This is a genomic window from Bacteroidota bacterium (genome assembly GCA_013696965.1).
Taxonomy (GTDB): Bacteria; Bacteroidota; Bacteroidia; order JACCXN01; family JACCXN01; genus JACCXN01.
In genome coordinates, this window is record JACCXN010000007.1 from 1 (window position 1) to 21,180 (window position 21,180).

At 34.4% G+C, this 21,180-nt stretch carries 19 protein-coding genes; 3 read left to right on the forward strand and 16 right to left on the reverse strand.

Features of this window, described 5'->3' with window-relative positions:
• Positions 1 to 1,079 (forward strand): T9SS type A sorting domain-containing protein (locus H0V01_01050; protein MBA2581953.1); only part of this gene is annotated, 1,079 nt, incomplete at its 5' end.
• 150 nt (positions 1,080 to 1,229) lie between these two features.
• On the opposite strand, the gene H0V01_01055 is transcribed toward H0V01_01050, so the two are convergent.
• From H0V01_01055 to H0V01_01080, 6 genes are all read right to left on the reverse strand, one after another.
• Positions 1,230 to 4,430, reverse strand: a complete 3,201-nt coding sequence (locus tag H0V01_01055; protein MBA2581954.1) for a SpoIIE family protein phosphatase — start codon at positions 4,428 to 4,430, stop codon at positions 1,230 to 1,232.
• A 1-nt stretch (position 4,431) separates the two neighbouring features.
• Complete coding sequence (locus H0V01_01060) at positions 4,432 to 4,977, reverse strand: YceI family protein (protein ID MBA2581955.1); 546 nt, start codon at positions 4,975 to 4,977, stop codon at positions 4,432 to 4,434.
• A gap of 175 nt (positions 4,978 to 5,152) precedes the next feature.
• On the reverse strand, positions 5,153 to 5,683 hold the full coding sequence (locus tag H0V01_01065; GenBank protein MBA2581956.1) for a hypothetical protein: 531 nt from the start codon (positions 5,681 to 5,683) through the stop codon (positions 5,153 to 5,155).
• Positions 5,684 to 5,901: 218 nt separating this feature from the next.
• Positions 5,902 to 6,588: an ATP-binding cassette domain-containing protein gene (locus H0V01_01070; protein ID MBA2581957.1), complete on the reverse strand. Its 687-nt coding sequence runs from the start codon at positions 6,586 to 6,588 to the stop codon at positions 5,902 to 5,904.
• Positions 6,581 to 7,522, reverse strand: a complete 942-nt coding sequence (locus H0V01_01075; protein MBA2581958.1) for a hypothetical protein — start codon at positions 7,520 to 7,522, stop codon at positions 6,581 to 6,583. The genes H0V01_01070 and H0V01_01075 overlap by 8 nt, the downstream gene beginning before the upstream one ends.
• Before the next feature lie 36 nt (positions 7,523 to 7,558).
• The gene (locus H0V01_01080) at positions 7,559 to 8,293 is read right to left on the reverse strand and encodes a T9SS type A sorting domain-containing protein (protein ID MBA2581959.1); all 735 of its coding nucleotides are present in this window, start codon (positions 8,291 to 8,293) and stop codon (positions 7,559 to 7,561) included.
• Positions 8,294 to 8,543: 250 nt separating this feature from the next.
• Between H0V01_01080 and H0V01_01085 the strand changes: the two genes are divergently transcribed.
• Positions 8,544 to 10,025, forward strand: a complete 1,482-nt coding sequence (locus H0V01_01085) for a carboxypeptidase-like regulatory domain-containing protein (protein ID MBA2581960.1) — start codon at positions 8,544 to 8,546, stop codon at positions 10,023 to 10,025.
• A 20-nt stretch (positions 10,026 to 10,045) separates the two neighbouring features.
• Here H0V01_01085 and H0V01_01090 read toward each other — a convergent pair whose 3' ends face one another.
• The 3 genes from H0V01_01090 to H0V01_01100 form a co-directional block, all read right to left on the reverse strand.
• A complete protein-coding gene (locus H0V01_01090) occupies positions 10,046 to 10,384 on the reverse strand; it encodes an MGMT family protein (GenBank protein MBA2581961.1) in 339 nt (112 codons plus the stop codon).
• A gap of 135 nt (positions 10,385 to 10,519) precedes the next feature.
• Positions 10,520 to 11,197 carry a tRNA (guanosine(46)-N7)-methyltransferase TrmB gene (gene trmB / locus H0V01_01095; protein ID MBA2581962.1) on the reverse strand — a complete coding sequence of 226 codons (678 nt, stop codon included), beginning with the start codon at positions 11,195 to 11,197 and terminating at the stop codon, positions 10,520 to 10,522.
• 166 nt (positions 11,198 to 11,363) lie between these two features.
• The gene (locus H0V01_01100) at positions 11,364 to 12,065 is read right to left on the reverse strand and encodes an SDR family oxidoreductase (protein ID MBA2581963.1); all 702 of its coding nucleotides are present in this window, start codon (positions 12,063 to 12,065) and stop codon (positions 11,364 to 11,366) included.
• 18 nt (positions 12,066 to 12,083) lie between these two features.
• Here H0V01_01100 and H0V01_01105 point away from each other — a divergent pair, with 18 nt between their 5' ends.
• On the forward strand, positions 12,084 to 13,217 hold the full coding sequence (locus tag H0V01_01105) for a glycosyl transferase family 28 (GenBank protein ID MBA2581964.1): 1,134 nt from the start codon (positions 12,084 to 12,086) through the stop codon (positions 13,215 to 13,217).
• A gap of 348 nt (positions 13,218 to 13,565) precedes the next feature.
• Here the strand turns inward: H0V01_01105 and H0V01_01110 are convergent, their stop codons facing one another.
• The 7 genes from H0V01_01110 to nrfD form a co-directional block, all read right to left on the reverse strand.
• Positions 13,566 to 14,201 carry a hypothetical protein gene (locus H0V01_01110; protein ID MBA2581965.1) on the reverse strand — a complete coding sequence of 212 codons (636 nt, stop codon included), beginning with the start codon at positions 14,199 to 14,201 and terminating at the stop codon, positions 13,566 to 13,568.
• 222 nt (positions 14,202 to 14,423) lie between these two features.
• On the reverse strand, positions 14,424 to 16,220 hold the full coding sequence (locus tag H0V01_01115; GenBank protein MBA2581966.1) for a cbb3-type cytochrome c oxidase subunit I: 1,797 nt from the start codon (positions 16,218 to 16,220) through the stop codon (positions 14,424 to 14,426).
• A 64-nt stretch (positions 16,221 to 16,284) separates the two neighbouring features.
• Complete coding sequence (locus tag H0V01_01120; protein MBA2581967.1) at positions 16,285 to 17,283, reverse strand: cytochrome c oxidase subunit II; 999 nt, start codon at positions 17,281 to 17,283, stop codon at positions 16,285 to 16,287.
• Positions 17,284 to 17,332: 49 nt separating this feature from the next.
• Entirely contained in the window at positions 17,333 to 18,484 is a 1,152-nt protein-coding gene (locus tag H0V01_01125) for a quinol:cytochrome C oxidoreductase (protein MBA2581968.1), read from the reverse strand.
• Between the two features lie 147 nt (positions 18,485 to 18,631).
• A complete protein-coding gene (locus H0V01_01130; protein MBA2581969.1) occupies positions 18,632 to 19,228 on the reverse strand; it encodes a cytochrome c in 597 nt (198 codons plus the stop codon).
• Positions 19,229 to 19,245: 17 nt separating this feature from the next.
• The gene (locus tag H0V01_01135; protein MBA2581970.1) at positions 19,246 to 19,785 is read right to left on the reverse strand and encodes a DUF3341 domain-containing protein; all 540 of its coding nucleotides are present in this window, start codon (positions 19,783 to 19,785) and stop codon (positions 19,246 to 19,248) included.
• Positions 19,786 to 19,801: 16 nt separating this feature from the next.
• Entirely contained in the window at positions 19,802 to 21,178 is a 1,377-nt protein-coding gene (gene nrfD, locus H0V01_01140) for a polysulfide reductase NrfD (GenBank protein ID MBA2581971.1), read from the reverse strand.
• Positions 21,179 to 21,180 lie beyond the last annotated feature (2 nt).

The following is a 21,180-nucleotide window of genomic DNA, read 5'->3' on the forward strand; positions in this document are numbered from 1 at the left end:
CCACAACAGCAACTTCCAATTCTATTACCATGTCTGTAACTTCAACAGTTACCCCTTCTGTATCCATTGCTTTAACATCGGGAACAAATCCAACCTGCTCGGGAAGTGCTGTAACTTTTACAGCTACCCCAACTAACGGTGGAACAACTCCTGCGTATCAGTGGAAAAAAGGGGGGACAAATATAACAGGAGCCACTACCAGCACCTATTCTTATACTCCGGCAAATGGTGATGCAATTACTTGTGTTCTTACATCTAATGCTACTTGTGCAAGCCCAACAACAGCTACATCCAATTCTATTGCCATGTCTGTAACTTCAACAGTTACACCTACTGTATCCATTGCTTTAACAACAGGAACAAATCCGACCTGCTCAGGAAGTGCTGTAACTTTTACCGCTACACAAACTAACGGAGGAGCTTCTCCAACGTATCAATGGAAAAAAGGAGGGATAAACATTGCAGGAGCCACTGCCAGCACCTATTCTTATACTCCGGCAAATGGCGATGCAATTACTTGTGATCTTACATCTGATTTATCCTGTGCAAGTCCTACCAATGCCACATCAAACATTATTAACATGACGGTTAATCCTTTACCCTTAACAGCCGAAATCACTCAAACTGCTGTGGATGTATTAACAGCATCTGTTTCAGGAACAAGTTATCAGTGGTATTTAAATGGTGCTTTAATAAGTGGAAACACCCAAAGTATTACAGTTACTCAAGAAGGAACCTATACTGTCATTGTAATTGATAATAATGATTGTCAATCAATTACTTCTGAAGGTTTTGAATATACAACAACTGGAATCTTCGTAATTACAGAGGACAATCTTATTATTTATCCAAATCCTTCAATGGATTTCTTTACTATTAAATATGTTAGTTCATTAAGTGGTGATTTAAAAATTTCCATCATAAATACTCTTGGTGAGACTATTTATTATAAGGAACTAATGGAAAGCAATAATAGCTTCACTGAAAAAATAAATCTTTCGAATTATGCCGGAGGAGTTTATTATATTACAATATCAGATGGAGATAAAACTATTCAGAGGAAACTTATAAAATTGTAAACTAAAATTAATATAAATAAAAAGAGGCTTACCCAAAAGGTGAGCCTCTTTTTTTTGTATCCACCTTATCTGTAATCAACAAAGGCTAAGGAATTTTCGGCTGCATTTACTATTTGCTTTAAGCATTTTACCGTATAACAGAAAGTTTTTTTAAGCCCTGAACCCAATCACAAGTACATCATCAATTTGTTCATTCTCACCTTTCCATATTTCAAAAAATTCTGATAATTCTTCTGATTGCTCTTTCAATGATTTGTGCTGTATGGTGAAAAGAAATTTTCTGAAATTCTTGGTCATTAGTTTTTTAGAGCTATCACCACCGAATTGATCAGCAAAGCCATCCGAAAAAAGATATACACCATCCCCTTTTTTAAGTTCTATACTTTGGGTAACAAACTTTTGGCTGTTGTCCGTATATCCACCTATTGCAACTTTATCTGCCTTGTATTCAATAAATTCAAATTCTTCATCAGTACCCTGCAATTTGTTTTCATTTTTACGTATTACCCATAATGGTCGATTTGCTCCTGAATAAAACAATTCTCTTTTCTTTACATTTAAAGAACAAATGGCAATATCCATTCCATCGCTTGCAGAAACTTGGTTTCCTGATTTTTGCAAGGAAGATTTAATTGAAACATTTAATTTCTCTAAAATCCTTCCTGGATCTGTAACTTCCTTAACAACCTCATTTAACTTATTTATTCCTATCATGCTCATAAAGGCCCCAGGGACACCATGTCCAGTACAATCTGCTGCTGCAAGCAAAATTGTTCTATCACTTTCTTCAGCCTCATTTTCTATGCATGAAAACCAATAAAAATCTCCACTCACAATATCCTTGGGCTTAAATAAAACAAATGATTCAGGAATATAATTTTTTATCATCCCCTCGTTTACCAACATTGCTTGCTGGATACGCTTTGCATAAGCAATACTAGAGGTAATATCACTGTTTTTTATTTCAATTATTTTTTTCTGCTTTGTTATTTCACTTGTTCTTTCCTCAACTTTATCTTCTAATAGTCGCTTTTCTTGCACTAACTTTCTTTCCCTGTATTGTATAAAAGTCATTACTGCTGAAATAATAGCAATAATTAGGGCTGAAATAAACCACCAGGTTTTCCAAAAAGGAGGAAGAATTGTAAAACTATAATTTAACTCATCGCTCCATATATAATTTTCAGAAGTAGCCTGCACCTTAAAAGTGTATTTCCCAGGAGGCAAGTTTGGATAAGATGCATGTGGGGTTTCGGTTTCAAATGACCAATCATTCTCAAATCCCTCTAATTTATATCGATACTTTATTTTTTCCGGACTGCTGAACCACAATCCCTGAAAGGTAAAAATCAGGTTGTTGTTATTGTGGTCCAATTCCGTGTTTTGTTTTATTAAATGCTCTTTAAGATTAACTTTTATATTAATTAGATGAATGCGAGGTGCCAATAAATCAACTTGGGTAGTTACTGAACGGAATTTAACTATTCCGGAATTTGTGCCTATCCATATGTTTCCTTCCTTATCCGTATAAAACGAATTAATATTGGGTTCAAATTCTATATCCTGTTCATTTTCAAATAAATTATAATAAGATACTTCTGTTTTATCCAATACATCAATACCTGAGTTATGAACTGTTACTATATTCCCTCTCAGATTACACGTTAAAATAACAGGAGTCTTCTCTCTTAAGCCATTATTAATATCAAATAATTCCAGTTTGCTTTTGTCATATTTATATACCCCATCATCGGTACTAAACCAAATATTCTTTTCTTTATCCTCTGTAACGGAATAGACTGTAGCATTTTTCAATTCTTTAAACAAAAGGCTTTCTATTTTTTGGCCTGTTTTCTTAAAGCACAATCCCCCACCATCGCTTGCAATCCAAATCTGATTGGAGGCATCAATAAAAAGCTGATAGATATAATTACTGTTTAGACCATTTTCAGTGTTATAAGTAGTAAAAACCAACTTTGTATCAACCTGTTTTATTTCTGAAATTCCTCCTCCCAGTGTCCCGGCCCAAAGAGTTCCGGCATTGTCTTTAACAAGAGAAATTACATTATCATTTGCCAAGCCCTCTTTAACAGTATAAAAATCAGATGTTCCATTTAGAACATTTAGCCTGATTATCCCTTTTCCATAGGTTCCAAGCCATAAAATATTTTCATTTTCTTCAACAATAGAAACTATTTGAATTTTCCCTGCATCCGAAAAATATTTTTTTTTCTGTAATTTTCCTGTTTTATCGTAGTGATACATAGAAAATCCTGAATCAGAACCAACCCAATGCCTTCCTTTTTTATCCTGGTAAATGGCAAACACATTTTCTTTAATTTCATCCGTGGCAATAAATTCAAACCTGCTTTTTTTGTAGTGGATCAAATAACTTTCGGTTCCTATCCAAAAGTTTTTTTCAGCATCCTCAAAAAGACAAAGAATATTTTTGGGAAAAAGCCCCTGCATGGGAAGAATGGATTTTATTATTTCATGTTGAAAATCACTGCCTGAAAAACACAATAAATTCCCGGTTTGAGTACCAATCCATAGATTTTCTTTGTAATCGATTTTTAAAGAAGTAACTGGTCCAAAATTCCAATTTAATGAAGTTGAACTGCGAACGAATTTTTGATCAATTAAAGAGTATTTACAAAAACCTGAATCTTGCATTCCTATCCACAATTGATCCTTAAAGTATACCATTTCTCTAACAATATTATCCGGAAGGCCAGTTCGCATGGATAAATAATTAAAGCTAGGGGCATCCGCTTTATTTTCATCATAGATGGTTATACCCGCATCACAACCAAAAAAAACACGTGAGGAATTATCGGATGCAACAGAATAAACATAATTATCTCCAAGGCCTTCATCCTCATTAAGTAAGTTCAGTGTATTGTTATTTAAAATAAAGACGCCAGATCCATAAGTAGTAATATATGTTTTGGCATTTTTATGCAAGATTGCTGTTATGGGATTATCCGAGAGTTTTGCATTGTGTTCAAATGCTTTAATTCCTGATGAATCTAAAATGGAAATTTTTCCGTTGTTATGTCCAATCCATATTGTTCCATCAGCCCCCTGTGACAAAGCACTTATTTCTTCTGATACTAAGCCGTTTTCAGTTGTGAAAGAAGTGGTACCTGTTGAATAATGCTGGATTAAACCCTTGGAGGTTCCAGTCCATAAATATCCCTGCTTATCCTGAAAAAAACAGTTTGCTTTTACATTTTTCATACCCTTAATCAATACTTGTTTTCTTAGTATTTGGCTAAAAGAAAAAACATGAAAAATCAATACAAAAACAAGTATTGCCAAAAATCTTAAACTGCCTTTAATTAAGTTCATGCTATTTTGATAAAAGATGGGTATTTACTTCTATTGAAATAATTTCAGCAATTTTTTGGTTTACCACCTTTGGTATTCTAATGTTATGATCCACTAAAAGCACATCAAATTGAGACTGCAATTCAATCTGATCATTTTTTATACTGATTTTTGAATTTATTATTTTTTCCTTTTCGATCCCATGAATGCTTATGATGCCTTTAGCTCGTAAATTATGAGTTCCCGAAACTGAAAAATCAATTTCTTCGATAATTTTTCCTTTAAATGTGATTATTGGAAACTTATCGCTTTCCATATAGTTTTCATTAAAATGCTCCTTTTGCAAAGGACTATTAAAACCCAGGAATGATTTAACCGGTATTGTAAAAGCAAAAGTTCTTTTTTGGGCATCAATAACTGAAACAAGTTTATTTGATTCTGCCTTAATGATTTCAAGAGGTGCATTTGATACAAATTTAACACTTCCCTCTTTAGAAGAATAGATAGGATTTGTATTATTTGTTATGAAAAGAAAAGAAAAAACAAATGCTAAAATGAGCTTAATCATAGTTTATTAGATTAAAATGATTTACTAAGGTAAAAAAATCAACAATAAACACGAACAAATATATATTATTTAGTATTTTCTACTCAAGCCAAAGTAAAAACTTTTTATACAGATTGAACCTTGAACACAATAAAAATGGAACCCGAAGGATTAGGAAAATTGTGGATTATCTTGCTTACAATTTAAAATACAAGGATGTTTCTCCAGTAAGAGTGAATCTGCTGAAATTGTTATAAGCTGCATAACCGGCCAAAATATTCCAGGAAATTCTGCTTCCTATGTTGAAATCAAAGCCAAAGCCTATGCCATTATTCATTCGATTGTTAGTAATCCATTTTAATTCTGGTTCTGGAAAAGGTTCTACAAAAGGGCCCTCAAAATAAATATACTCCAAAGAATGCCTGTATAAATAATGGTTTCCCTGATAGAGAAAAAAATTGACATTTTGATCCTGAAAAATATAATACATAAAAGTTAACCCGCTGCTTAATTGGGTAAGACGTTCATCAGTATAGGGCCCGAAAGTTAATTGAACACCAAATTTTGTGGGAATATACCTGTATGATAAACCGTAACCTGTGGTAAAACCTGCTGCTGCGCCAATGGAATGTTTATACTTTGGCTTTTCTGTAACTGTTTCTTGTGCCTTAAGATCAAACTGAAATTGAAAAGCACAAATTGTGAAAAATAAAATCAGGTTTTTCATATGTATATAATTTGATTTTAAAGCTCATGTGGTATAGCTATGCTATATTTATAAAACACTAAAAATCATACCATACAATATCTGTTTAACTTTCCTCTGAATGCTTAAGAATACAAGACTTTATCCTGGTTTGGTTTATTGGCTAAGAATGCTTTGGGGATTTTGCTTTTTTTTAATCTCATTAACAAGTAGAAAAGCAGAAAAGCTGTATTTAAAGGTTAAATAGCATTTTTTAAAATTTCGGTTGCTTTTAGTTTTAGCTTTTCAAACAACTCCTTTTCAATGCCTCCAAACTGTTGTTTATCAAACGTTTTAAGGATAATGCCATTAGACAAATAATGAATTTGCTCACAAATGTTCAGCAAGGGTTCTAAAATATGAGAAGAAATAAAAACTGTTTTGCCCTTATTGCTTAATGCCTTTATCATGATCATCAATATTTTATTGGTTTCCATATCAAGGCCATTAAAGGGTTCATCAAAAATATAAATTTGCTTATCCTGCTTTACCATGGCTAATAATGCAAGCTTCTTTTTCATTCCGGTGGAATAGGTTTCAATTAAATTTTGCAAAGGCAAATGCATTAATTCCTGGAAGCTTTCAAGATTAAACTCCTTGTTTGTAAGTGGAAAAATATTTAAGTATTCCTTTCCGGTGATATTGGAATAAAAGTAATTGCTTGTTTCAATATATCCGATTTCTTTACTGCTTATTGTTTTACCATTCCATAAAAAGGATCCCATATCTGGCTTAATCACTCCTGCCATACAATTAAAAAAGGTGGTTTTTCCAGAACCATTAAGGCCAATAATGCCATGAATATTACTCCCGGAAAAACTAGAATTCAGGTTTTTCAATATTGGAATTCCATCAAATTTTATGGTCAGGTCTTTTGCTTCAAGCATGAATGTATGTCTTTAAATTTTTAATTGCTTTTGAATAATTTCTTAAGCACATAACCAAGGGAATGGGCAATAAAAATGGTATTAAACCACTTATTGAAACAAAGGAAACAATTATAGCGCTTTCAGAGAAGTTCTTGTTTGGTTCATAAACATTGTATTTGTAAAGTATCGCAAAAAAAAGAATAAGCAATTGCAGGAAAAGGAAAACAATATTTACGAACCAGTATTCACTGTTAAAGAACATGTTAATAATTAATACAGGGGAATAAAGCAAAACAAGGAATTTTGCCTGACTGAAGATTTTGTTTTTTAAAAATTCTGCTGCTGTATCACTACTAACTTTCAGCACATTTAATGATTCGCATTCCTGGTAAAAAGAAATAATTAACGTTGTTAGTATCCATAGGAAAAATAAAGGTAAAAAACTCAGCCAGCAAAAAGCAATTGCCAAAAGATAAATAAAAATAAACCCCAGGTAATACTTACGAATTCCACTGATTAATTCAAAATTATCCGCTTTAATGAAGCGCGAAGGATTTATGTTTGGTTTTTTTATTTTAAATTTATAATTAAGATTGGATATCAGAAAAATAATAAAAATAACCAGCGGAAAGTAGAAATATTGGCTGGTGAATAATGAAGGCAGGGTAAAGGGCAAACTAAACACAAGGTATTCAGTAAATATTGACCAGGAAGGATTTTTAACATGCAGAAAAACAAACTGCTTGTCTTTGCGGGAATTGTGTAAATAAAACAAAACTGAAACAATTGCTAAACCAGGTATATATGCTTTATCTGGCATCATAAAAAATTTATATGAAACCAATATCAGTAAAATAAACAAAGCAAAATAAAACAAGCCATAGAACACACCAAGATCATCTAATTCTCTTGAGAGTTGGTTAAACCTGATTTTAAGAAGTGGTGATTTCATGAAAGACTGAGTATGCCAGGAATGAAAGATGAGTTTTTAGTTAACAATCATTTTTCCTCTTGAAGAAACATTGTTTTTGGAAAGGAGCTCCCAATAATAAATTCCCGGTTTTAAACCACCTTCATTAATACTTTCAGTGCCCGTGGAATTAAAAACAGTTCTGTTGTACACTGTCCTGCCTGTTAGATCTATTATTTGTATGATTATTCTTTCAGAAGAAAAAGAATGTTCCAAGGTAAACACTCCCAGGTTTGGATTGGGAAACAAATTACATGCATTGCTTTGTTTTTCTTCAATACCAACTAAAGTAAAAGCAAAAGTAGGCTGAGAACATTCAAACCATGGTCCAACAGCCATAGTACAACTAACATTAAGATTGCCTGTAATTATACCATACATGGAAATAATGACTTTGCCGGGAGCAAGAAAGCTAGCACTGCCACCGGGAATTGATAAAACATCCATTTCTAAAATTCCATATTTAAGAATTGAGGCCCCGGTATTAACAATAATACTGTGATGACCACATAGGCCACCCTCATTTTCGATTTTCAAAAACGCACCGGAATTTAGGATAATATTACTGTCAAAAACAACAGGGTGTGCGATAATCAAGGTATCAGAATTGGAATAAGCAGGCACAACACCTGTTTCCCATATAGCCGAATTATTCCAATAACCACTGGAAATTGTAGTCCAGTTTATAGGTTTTGCCGAATTAATAAACATCGCTAATAAAACCAGTGTGAATAGAACTTTTTTCTTTTCCATAAAAATTGCTGTTGATTTTAGTATTAATAAGAACAAAGCCCTATTCTATTCAAAGATAATATAAAAATGAATTTATTTGGGCATTAACTGTTTCAGGCATAAACAGGTATAAACAAGACATCTTTAATATTTCAAATGAATGGGGTTAAGATATAATTTATGCATAGCCTTTGATTTCTATTAACTTTGCTACATGCGGTTTTGGCTTATTTCTATAATCCGCTCCCATATTTACACCAATCCCTATAGCATGAGGCATTTATTAGCTCCTTGTTTAATACTTCTTTTTCTGAGCACATTTTCTCATGCTCAAAAAAATGAAATCCTGTTAATAGGACGGGTTTTGGATCAAAAACAAACAACCTTGCCAGGAGCAAATATTATTTCCGCACATAGCAAAAGAGGTACAACAACAGACAAAACAGGTTTTTTCAAAATAAAGGTTTCAAGCCCAGACACCTTGCGCATATCATATATAGGTTTTAAAACTCAAGTAATTCATATTCCTTATTTTGATCCTTCAACAGCCACAGATACTGTAATATCCCTTAGCATAACCCTGGAAAAAAGTGAATATGGGTTAAGGGAGGCCGTGATAAGGGCAAAAAAGACACCGGAGATCGTATACGGGTTTGATGGAAAAATCAGCAAATGGATTTATGATTATGAATTGCAAGACGATAAAATATGGATGTTAATCGCAAAGGGATCCAAGCGCAATATTGCCATTGTAAATTCCATGGGCGATACCTTAATGGACAGAACGATAAATTTCACTCCCCTGAGTTCCTTTAAGGATTCTTATGGCACAATTTTCCTACTTACAGACAGGAGTGCCAAACTTGTATCCTATGAAAAAACAGTGTTCAAAATTTACCGGGAAATCACCCTCGCTCAATTCCAAAAAAATGTAAAGCCAATGATTGCAGCAAATAAATTACACCTGTTCTTCAGGTATGACAAGCCTTATGAAGGAATTATTGATTTTATTCAGACCTCTTTAAATGATACTGCAAAAAACAGTGTTTTCTATTCATACTCTGCTACTGCCCAAATGGATTTTTATTTGGAAGAAAACAGAAAGATAAGCCTCAATGCACAAATAGCGGCTCAAGAAAGACAAAGCATTGCTGGAACAAATGCTAAGCAAGCGCAACAATTAAACACATCTATTCTTTCTGAACGAAATACAGGATCAGAATGGCGTGATCCTCAGCAAATTCTTTTGGAAACAGATTTTAAAACGCGAAGAGAACTCCGGGAATTAAATGCAATTTACACTGATGTTCCTCGTCCATTCCCTTTGCCTTCCGACTTTAATCCTGAGGTTAACGGTTGGTTCACCAAACTTTTGCTGGAACCAAAATTTTGTCCCTTTATGATTAAAAACGATACTGTTTTTATTTTCAATCACATTATTGATTCTCTTCATGTTTTTGCCTTAAATGGCCAAAGACTACATTCCTCCTATATCACCTACGGCAGTAAAAAAGCAAAAGAACAATCCATCCTGCTGGATGAATTTAGCGGTAAGTTTTATTATAAATTTTTATCTAACGGCATAGCTCATTTAAGAGAAATAGACGTCTATACCGGTAGTGCTGTAAGAGACTATGTTATTGAAGCATTTACCTTTCCTGAAAAGATTCTGGCAAATAATAATACTGTTTATTTTCTTCACAAAAGCAAACACGAAAAAGGGAAAAGACTTTATAAGATGGCGCTTGATTAAGCTATACTGGTAATAAAAGTTTATTCTATTTCCAGTTCAGGATCCCAAAAAAACGCATTGAAATTCAAAACCTGATCCTCTTTTACCGCAATTCCCTCCTTTTCTAAAAGTTCCTGCATAAGGGAGGGAGGATTGAAATGTGCTTTTCCTGTTAACATTCCATTCCGGTTCACCACCCGGTGAGCAGGAACAGGTTCAAGTTGACCATGGGCATTATTCATAGCCCAACCAACCATTCTTGAAGAACGGGCTGTTCCCAAAAATTTGGCTATTGCTCCATAATTCGTTACACGCCCCTCAGGAATAAGCCGTACAACCTGAAAAACCATTTCGAAAAAATCTTTATTCCCCTTTTGCATAATAAATTTGCTTTGTTTTTTTGTTTTAAAACTTCAAAAAATCATGTTCCTTTTGAGAATTATTATGGGGTGCTTTTCAAAAAAAATCATAAGCATAAAATAAGTGAAAACACAATCTCAAGAATTGATTTCAAATTAAATTCTGAATTTTAGATAACAAATATTAAAGCCTTTAGCAGTAAACATGGATTCATAAAAAGTCTTTATTTCCAATAATCCTTCAGGCAGGTCCAGTTTTTCTTTTTCATTGTATAGATTATCCGTGGCGATTAAAAGTTCGTATTTTTCCTGCTTTATTACTTCTAAAGTATATTCATAAAAAGGTTTATTATCCGTTTTCAGATGAATAATTCCTCCTTCCTTTAGTGTGTTTTTATATTTATTTATAAACTGAGGACAAGTAAGTCTTTTTCTTTCCTTTGGCTTTTGAGGCTGAGGATCAGGAAAGGTTATCCATATTTCGTCCACCTCATTTTTCCCAAAAAGTTTTTCAATCCTGTCAACTGTTGTGCGAATAAATGCAACATTGGTTAAGTTTTTTTCAAGAGCAGTTTTACTCCCTTTCCAAATCCTGGCTCCTTTAATGTCTAACCCAAGAAAATTTTTATCTATGAATCGCTGTGCTAGTCCTAATGTATATTCACCCTTACCACAGCCAAGTTCCAATACAATTGGCAAATCGTTTTTAAAATATTCTTCATTCCACTTTCCTTTTAAGAAATGGTCATCAATATCAGCAGATACCTGTACATGCTGTATAACATTGGGGGCTGCGTCTACTTCTGCAAAACGCTCCATTTTTCTTTTGGCCATTGACTTAATTGAATTTATATAATTATGTAATCGTATTTTATTGATTTTTATTGGTTTTAGATTAATGGTTTTAATCTATTCTCCACAAAGGATAAAAAATATTGTTTCTAATCATTCTATAAAAAAATGTATTGCTGAAGCTTGTAAGATGCTACTTTTTTCATTTTTAATATTTTCTATCCAATGGCCTGATAATAATTTCCTCTGTTAAGGCGAAAGCTGAAGTTTTATAGGCGGCAACGATTGCAGAAGAAACATCCTCTGGCTCTACAAAACTTTCAACCGGGGCATTTAGCCCTTTCCAAGAAGAAGTGTTCACAGAACCAGGCAAAACAGCCGTTACCTTAACATTATACTCCCTCATCTCCTCACATAACACTTTGTTAAACCCATATAAGGCGACTTTTGATATGGAATAAGAAGCAGCTCCCGCTTTTGGTTCTTTACTAACTACTGAACAAATGTTAAAAATATGGCCCTTGCCTTTTAATTTTAATGCAGGCAAAAAGGGTCTGGTAAAATACCACGCGCTAGAGAAATTAACCGCCATGTTTTTTTCAAAAGCCTCATCCGTTTCTTCTGATAAGCTTCCCATGGAATATATACCAACATTGTTGATTATCACTGTTGATTCTTTCCATTTTTCTATAACTGCTGATGTAAATTTTTTTATCTCTTCTTTATTAGAAAAATCAGCCTTTTGAACCATTACTTCTATGGAAGGGTGTTTTAGTCTGAGTGCTATAGATAAAGCATTAAGTTCGGATTCAGAACGAGCTGTTAGTGCCAGACTAAAGCCTTCTGCTGCAAAAGCAAAACTTAATGCTCTTCCAATTCCTCTAGTTGCACCGGATATTACTGCTATCATATTTTTTTGACAAAATTAATGCTTCTATTTTTAAAATCAGGTTATAATCGTAATTTTCCAAATAAATTGGAAACTTTACCTAAAACTGCAGCCCGTATTTTAATCTGTCCATTGGATTGGGGACTTGGTCATGCAACAAGGTGTGTGCCTATTATAAGAGAATTGCTTAATCAAGGTGCAGAGGTTATTATTGCTTCAGAAAGGCGTCCGCTGCACTTTTTAAAACAAGAATTCCCTCAACTTCAATTCATTTCTTTTGAAGGTTATAACATTAGATATCCTTCAAAAACAGGAATGATATTAAAAATGGCTATTAAAACGCCACAAATTCTTTGGCGTATTTACAAAGAGCACCAGGAATTAAAAAAAATAATAGCTTCCCATGCTATTTCAGCTGTAATATCGGATAACCGTTTCGGGCTTTGGTCAAAAAAGATTCCTTGTGTTTTCATTACACATCAAATAAAAATCAAATCACCGGTATTTGAAAAATTGCTGTATAAAATAAACTGTTTTTTTATTCGCAAATATAGTGAATGCTGGATTCCTGACTTACCCGGTTCAGAAAATTTATCAGGCGATCTTTCTCATAATGCTATTTTACCTTCAAATGCTTTTTTTATTGGGCCGCTATCAAGATTTTCCCCGGGAAAAGAAAACACTTATGAGAAAAAGTATGATTTAATGGTAATAATCTCAGGACCTGAACCACAGAGAACAAATTTTGAAAACATCGTACTCGGACAACTTAAAGATAAGGCTATAAAGGCGGCTGTAGTAAGAGGAGTAACAGAATCAAAAGAGATTTATCAGTTAACTGATAACATTACTGTTTATGCCCATTTGAATACTGAGGCATTAAAAGAAATAATTTTAGCTTCGCAACTCGTATTATGTAGGCCAGGCTATTCAACAATAATGGATTTGGCAGTATTGAATAAAAAAGCTGCTTTTATACCTACGCCAGGGCAAACCGAACAGGAATACCTGGCTAAACATCTTACAGAAAAAGGGAAGGGAGTTTATTTCAATCAAAACAAATTCAGCCTTGAAGCCTTGTATTTAAATCCCCTTAAAAACCTCCCATTAAAAGCATCACAAAGCAATTTGTTAAAAGAAAAGATTGTCTCTTTTTTAATTTCTCTTCGTTGAAATTTCATCCTTAAATCTAGAAATCTATTGTATTAAAGCCTGTAAGTGTAGGTTCAAGTGTAGCATTCAGTTACACGGCAAATTGGACGTAGTTGAAAACTACGCCAGCACTAGAGCTAACTTTGCCGCTGGCAGAAAAGCAAAATTCGCTTTTTTTTAAATTTTTAAAAAAATCAGTTTTTAGCACAAGAAGTAATTTTCAACTAGGACCGAAAATTCAGGTAGATCTCAGCAAAAGTGAAATGCATAATCAGAGGATTAATGCATTTCAATTAAAGCAATCACTATAACCTATCTTTAATTTAAACCAAAGTAATAAATTCAAAATTAAATTTACGGGTTAACCTTTTATAATTTAAAAGTTAAGCCCAATGAGCTAAAAGCCAAAGGACCTCTTCCTATTTCGGCCATAAATCCTAATCTTTCGTTTACCATATATCGCGCTCCTATAACTGGAGCAAGGTTTAAACGGGTATTCGATGTTGTAATTTTTGTATTAGGGCCACCATTTCGTCTGGATGGAATATCGTCAGTTGTAAGTGTATTGACTTGAAAACCTAAGTGCAGCGTTGCATAAAAATCCCATCGGGTTGCATCAACCTCGGTATCCAACACCTCGTTTAACATTTCCAAAAAATGCCAGCTTCCCCTTGCTCCAAAAGCAAATGAATTTGTATGGCGAAAGAGGTCAACATTTGCTATGCTATAATTGTACCCATAACCATAATAAGCCATATAAGGACCTGCACTAAATGAAGGGTGAAAAACGTATTCTGCATTTAGGAAAAAAGGGACAAATGTGCCTCTGCTTTCGGTGGAAATACGTCTAAAGGAACGATCAACCCCGAATGCTCCGAGTGAAACACCTGCACTCAATAATATATCCCCTTTATCATATGCTGATCTTTGTTGTTCCTGCTGAGCTTTTGCTGAATAAACAGTAAATAGCAAAATAAGCAATAGTAAATTGAAAACAGTTTTCATGATTAAATGATTTTGATTCATTTAAAGACCTATAAAGGTCCTGCCAAAATCAAAACACTCCCATTTAATGCATGTACACAAATAGTTTAGTTGATGTATTGCTTTTAATTGGCACAAATTATCCCATTATTGGATTTGAATTTGATTTAAAAGTTATTAGATAAATATGAAAAAAAAAGAGCTGATCTTTCGAACAACTCTTTAAAAAATTTTTTCTTTTTATCAATGACCTTCCGTCTCTCCTTCTTTTAAAGGCACATTCTGAGGAATGAAATCTTCTACCGCATCTGGTTTGGAATAATCATATGGCCATCTGTGAACCACAGGTATAGCACCTGGCCAGTTACCATGAATATGCTCAACTGGGGTTGTCCATTCCAGTGTGTTTGATCTCCAAGGATTTTGAGGAGCTCTTTGGCCTCTAAACATACTATAAAAGAAATTATATAAAAATATACCCTGTGCAATTGCACCAATTATGGCAAAAACACTAACCAGTTCATTTATTCCAATAAGTTGATCAAACATAGGGAAGGCAGAATTGGTATAATATCTACGAGGAACTCCGGCAAGTCCTAAGAAGTGCATAGGGAAAAATACACCATATGCAGAAACGAATGTAAGCCAGAAGTGAGCAAAACCAAGTTTTTTGTTAAGCATTTTTCCAAACATCTTCGGAAACCAGTGGTAAACACCAGCAAACATACCAAATATAGCAGAAAGACCCATTACAATATGAAAATGAGCAACCACAAAATAAGTGTCATGAACATTAATATCCAAAGCAGAATCCGCAAGAATTAATCCTGTTAATCCACCAGAGATAAAAGAGGAAACAAGACCAATTGAAAAGAGCATGGCAGGAGTGAAAACAATGTTTCCTTTCCAAAGTGTGGTAATGTAATTAAACACTTTTACGGCAGATGGAATTGCAATCAACAATGTTGTAAAAACGAATATTGATCCAAGAAAAGGACTCATCCCTGTAACAAACATATGATGTCCCCATACAATAAAGGATAAAAATCCAATTGCAAGCAATGAACCAATCATAGCCCTGTAACCGAAAATTGGTTTACGCGAATTGGTTGAAATAATTTCAGAAGTAAGTCCTAAAGCAGGAAGAAGTACTATATATACTTCAGGATGGCCAAGGAACCAGAAGAGATGCTCATAAAGGATTGGACTACCACCAGTGTTTTCCAAGGCCTGTCCTGCAATGTAAATATCAGAAAGGTAAAAGCTGGTTCCAAAACTTCTGTCGAAAATCAAAAGCAAAGCAGCAGAAAACAATACCGGGAAAGAAAGTACACCTAAAATTGCAGTAACTAAAAAGGCCCAAATGGTAAGAGGCAATTTAGTCATTGACATGCCCTTGGTACGAAGATTTACAATAGTAACGATGTAATTTAGTCCACCTAAAAGAGAGGACACAATAAACAAAGACATACTTGCAAGCCACAAAGTCATTCCTAATCCAGATCCTGGCATTGCTTGGGGAAGCGCGCTTAAGGGAGGATATACCGTCCATCCACCTGATGCTGGGCCTGTTTCAATAAACAAAGAAGATATCATCACAATGGATGATATAAAGAAAAACCAGTAAGAAAGCATGTTCAGGAAACCAGAAGCCATATCGCGTGCTCCAATTTGAAGAGGAATAAGTAAATTACTGAAAGTTCCGCTTAATCCTCCTGTTAGTACAAAGAAAACCATGATAGTTCCATGTATGGTAACCAAAGCAAGATACATGTCAGGGGCAAGAATACCGTCTTTAGCCCATTTTTCTCCTAAAAAGAATTCCAAAATCATGAATTTTTCACCAGGCCAACCTAACTGGAGCCTGAAAAAAACTGACATCATCATTGCAATAACCCCCATAACAACGGCAGTTACCAGGAATTGCTTGGAGATCATTTTATGATCCTGACTGAAGACATACTTGCTAAAAAATGTTTCTTCATGATGATCGTGATCATCGTGCTCATGTGCACTGTGATGAATACTTTCGTGAGTCATTGACATACTTTAAAGGATAATTATAAAATTTAACTGTTTTTCTATCTACTTTTCTTATTAATCTTTACTCTGCTATTTGAGCAGTTGGTTCACTTTGTGGCATAAAAACAGTTTGTGAGGCCAACCATTTTTGATAATCTTCCTCTGTGTCCACAATCAAAGTCATCTGCATGTTATAATGAGCAGCTCCACAAATTTTCGCACACAATAGAATGTAATCAAACTCCGGATTTTTTGTTTGCTCTTTCATTTGAGCAGTTGTAATTGTTGGAATAAAATGAAATTGTGTAGACATTCCTGGTACTGCATTCATTTGAACTCTGAAATGTGGCAAATAAACACTATGGATAACATCCCTGGAGCGGATTACCATATTTACAGCACGATTAACGGGAATGTGAAATTCATTTTTAACAAGCTTATCATCCCATGCATTTTCATCCTTAACATCAAGTCCTAAATCATTAGTGCCTTCAATTAACCTGTAATTAGACTTTCCTAAAGCACCATCATCTCCCGGATAACGAACCGTCCAGTCGAATTGCTTGCCATACACTTCTATTGTAAGAGCATCCTCAGGAGCCGGGCCTGTAATTTTATTCCAGGTCATTAAACCATAAATGATAATTACAGCAAGAACAATAGCAGGAATAATTGTCCAGATAAATTCAAGTTTATTACTATGGGTAAAATAAAAGGCTTTCTTTTCTTTTCTGAAATAATATTTAAATGCGAATACGAACAAAAGAATATGAGTTCCTATAAATACAATACTTAAAAGAATCATATTAAAATCCCACAATTGATCAACATCAACACCATGTTCTGATGCAGAAATTGGTAACATCAGATCTTTATAGGCATAAATCTGATAAAAAAAGCCACCAATAAACACAAAGAGAAACAAGAGCATAAGATTGGCGTTAAGCTTATTGTCGCTTCTGCTGATTTCATCGTCTTTTGCACCGCCACGCAATACGGTCACAAGCTCGTAAATTCTCACAAGCTGCACAAGTAATATTATTCCAAACAAGACTACAAGGAATATCAGAAAGTTGATCATATCTTAAAAAATTAAATTGCTTTTCGTTATGCTTTTATTTTTGTTAATCTTAGGTATGGTGGTTAATCGTTTCAGAAAGGTATGGATGTTGTTTAACCATTAAAGGGGCTTTTGTAAGTGCATTTTGAACTACAAATAAAAACAAACCAATAAATCCAGCAAGTATTCCAAATTCATACAATGCAAATCCATTCCAACCATGCCCTTCTGTTGCACCCGGCATTATCATAACATAAGTATCCATCCAATGCCCTACAAAAATAATTAAGGCAACAACAAAAAGGAATTTGTAATTTCTTTTAGCATCTCTAGACATAAGAAGAAGCATAGGAAAAACAAAATTGATAAGGAACATACCAAAGAAGGCAAAACGATAATTTGCGATTCTGCTCATATAGTAGGTTACCTCCTCAGGAATATTTGAATACCAAATAAGCATGAATTGAGAAAACCATAAGTAACTCCAAAGAAAACTCACTGCAAACAACCATTTTCCCATATCATGAATATGGCTTTCTGTAACCTGCTCAAGATGACCTTTACTCTTTAGGTAAAGTGTGAACATCATAATTGCGATAGTACCGCTTATCCAAAATCCGGAAAAAGTATACCAGCCAAATAAAGTACTAAACCAATGTGGATCAATTGACATAACCCAATCCCAAGAAGATGTAGTGGAGGTAATAGCAAAAAAGACAAGGAACCATGCAGCAATCTTGATGTTCTTAAAATGTATTTGTGTTCCACCTATTTCATCTTCTTGTAAAGATCTTTTTCTGAAAACAAGCATAAATGCAGTCCATACGCCAAGATAAATCAAAGTTCTTATCCAGAAAAAAGGTTGGTTTAAATAACCTGTTTTACCTGCAATAATTTTATCGTAATTCTCATGTCCTTCAATGGCTATGCCTTCGGCCATCCAATGGTAAATATGGTGCCAGTGCATTGTTCCGGCAAAAAGAACTATGATAAGGGCCAGGGCTCCAAAAGGAAGAAATGCAGCAACAGCTTCAAATACTCTTTTCAAAGCAACTCCCCAAGCGGCCTCTGCTGCATAATTAAGTGCTATGTAAAATGTTGCACAAACACCCATACCAAGAAAGAAAATACTATTGGTAAGCAAATTAGCCCAAACCCTAGTTCCATGAGTTTCATGATCAGTCATAAACCCAACTGCAATAGCTATTACTCCGATTGCCATTAGGATGAATGTCAGAATTCTGTTCTTGTTTGAAAAAGTATAATTGAGATTCATCTGAAAATAATTTAGTTTTTAGTTGCAAATAAAACAAGCAAGAGACGCAATGCTGGCTTTACTCTATTTAATGTTTTTTACTCCTTATCTTTTTTATTTCTCCACCTGTTGCAGCTTCTGCACATAATGGATAATTTTCCATCTTTGTATTTTGGTGAGCTGAGAGGCGTGTGAGCCCATTAATCCTTTACCAAAAGTAACTGTGTGAAACATTTTACCTTCAGGTAAATTAATAATTTGGTCAGAAATATAAGATGGGGGAGGAGGAAATTTTTCTCTTTGAACAAGAATTCCGTCTCCTTTTCCATTCTCACCATGACACATCATGCAATAGTTCGTGTACAATCTTTTTCCTTCTGCAAGTGTGGCTTCATTTAATTCCAAAGGGTTTTTAAGATTTGCACCAGCTGCTTCATAACCTTCAGCAGTATTTGGAAAAGGATAAGGCATGTTATTAAATCTTTCTTGAACAGAGTTGGAATAAGGTATTGTTCCTGCAACAGGTTGCCTAACTGTTATACTATCTGGATAATCATAATTTACATATGCTTTTCTTGCCTCTGAACGATACATATCCGGCATATACTCAAGCCCAGGGCTTTGAGAATCCTTGCAAGAACTTACAGCAAACAATACAAACAATAATATAGCTGCTGGAAAAATCTTATTTATTTTACTACTTCCACTCATTGAAAAAGTTATTAAAATTAAATGTCTTTTACTGTTAATTCAGAAACTGCGGACTCATTGATCATACCGATAATTTCTTCGGCTGAATTTCTTCTGTTTTGAGTCGTTAGAATTTCCATTAAAAATTTGTCATCAGTTGTTCTAGGATCTGGGTTACGAGCACTTAAACCAGGCAAAGTGCGGTTTCTAATCAGGTATGTTAATGCCATTCCATGCGCTGCACAAAAAACTGTGAATTCAAAAGTTACCGGAATAAAACTGGGAATATTTTCAATAAAAGTAAAACTAGGTTTACCCCCAATATTCATTGGCCAGTCACCAATCATAAAATAGCAGATGCCCAATAAGGCTAGGCTTAATCCGGTAATTCCAAACAAAAAAGCCACTATAGCCATTCTTGTTCTTTTAATTCCAATAACAGGATCAAGCCCATGTATTGGAAATGGAGAATAAACATCATTAACTCTCACTCCTTTGGCAACAAGCTTTTTAGCTGCTTCCATAAGGTCATGATCATCATCGTAAAGTGCGTAAATAATTTTGTTTCCGTTGCTCATTGTATTATCTTATCTATTAATGATGCGCTTTGTTTTTATATTTTTCACCCGTTGATTTAAGGATCGTTTTTAACTCATTGAATGCAAGTACAGGGAAAAACCTGGCAAACAACAGGAACAGGGTAAAGAATATACCTATAGTTCCAATAAAAATTCCAATATCTACAAATGTTGGTGAAAACATCAACCAACTTGATGGCAAATAATCTCTGTGTAAAGAAGTAACAATAATTACAAATCTTTCGAACCACATTCCTATGTTTACAAAAATTGAAATGATAAAAGTTGCAATAAAACTTGTTCTGATTTTTTTGAACCAGAATAATTGAGGCGTAACAACATTACATGTCATCATACTCCAATAAGCCCACCAATATGGCCCAGTAGCGCGATTTATAAAAGCATACTGCTCATATTCAACTCCTGAATACCAGGAAATAAACAATTCAGAAAGGTAAGCAACACCTACAATTGAACCGGTAATAATGATTACAATGTTCATGTATTCAATATGTTTAATTGTAATGTAATTTTCAAGATTCAGCAATTTTCTCATCATGATAAGAAGCGTGAGTACCATGGCAAAACCTGAAAATATAGCTCCAGCAACGAAATAAGGAGGGAAAATAGTTGTATGCCATCCTGGTATTACTGATGTTGCAAAGTCCATACTTACAATTGAGTGAACCGAGAATACAAGGGGAGTTGCAACCCCTGCAAGTACAAGAGAAACTTCTTCAAATCTTGTCCATGCCTTTGCATTACCGGTCCAACCGAAACTTAAAATACCGTATATTTTTTTTCCAAGTGGGTTTACCAGCTTATCACGGATAGAACCAAAATCGGGAATTAAACCAATGTACCAGAAAACGAGGGAAACTGTAAAGTAAGTACTGATTGCAAAAACGTCCCATAGAAGTGGTGAATTGAAATTCACCCACAATGAACCGAATTGATTTGGAAGTGGAAGTACCCAATAAGCCAGCCAAATTCTTCCCATGTGAATACCTGGGAACAAAGCAGCCATCATAACTGCAAAAATTGTCATTGCTTCTGCAGATCTGTTAATTGCCATTCTCCATCTCTGGCGGAACAATAAAAGCACAGCAGAAATAAGTGTACCGGCATGGCCAATACCAACCCACCAAACGAAATTGGTAATATCCCAGGCCCATCCAACAGTTTTGTTCAATCCCCAGGTTCCAATACCCTCACCTATAGTATACATTATACATCCTACCCCCCAAAGGGCGATAATAACGGAAATAGTAAATGCGACATACCACGATTTATTGGCTTTTCCAATAATGGGCCTCATAACATCAGCGGTAATATCTCCGTATGATTTATCACCAAGTATTAGGGGTTCTCTTATATGTGAATCAACTTGCATTT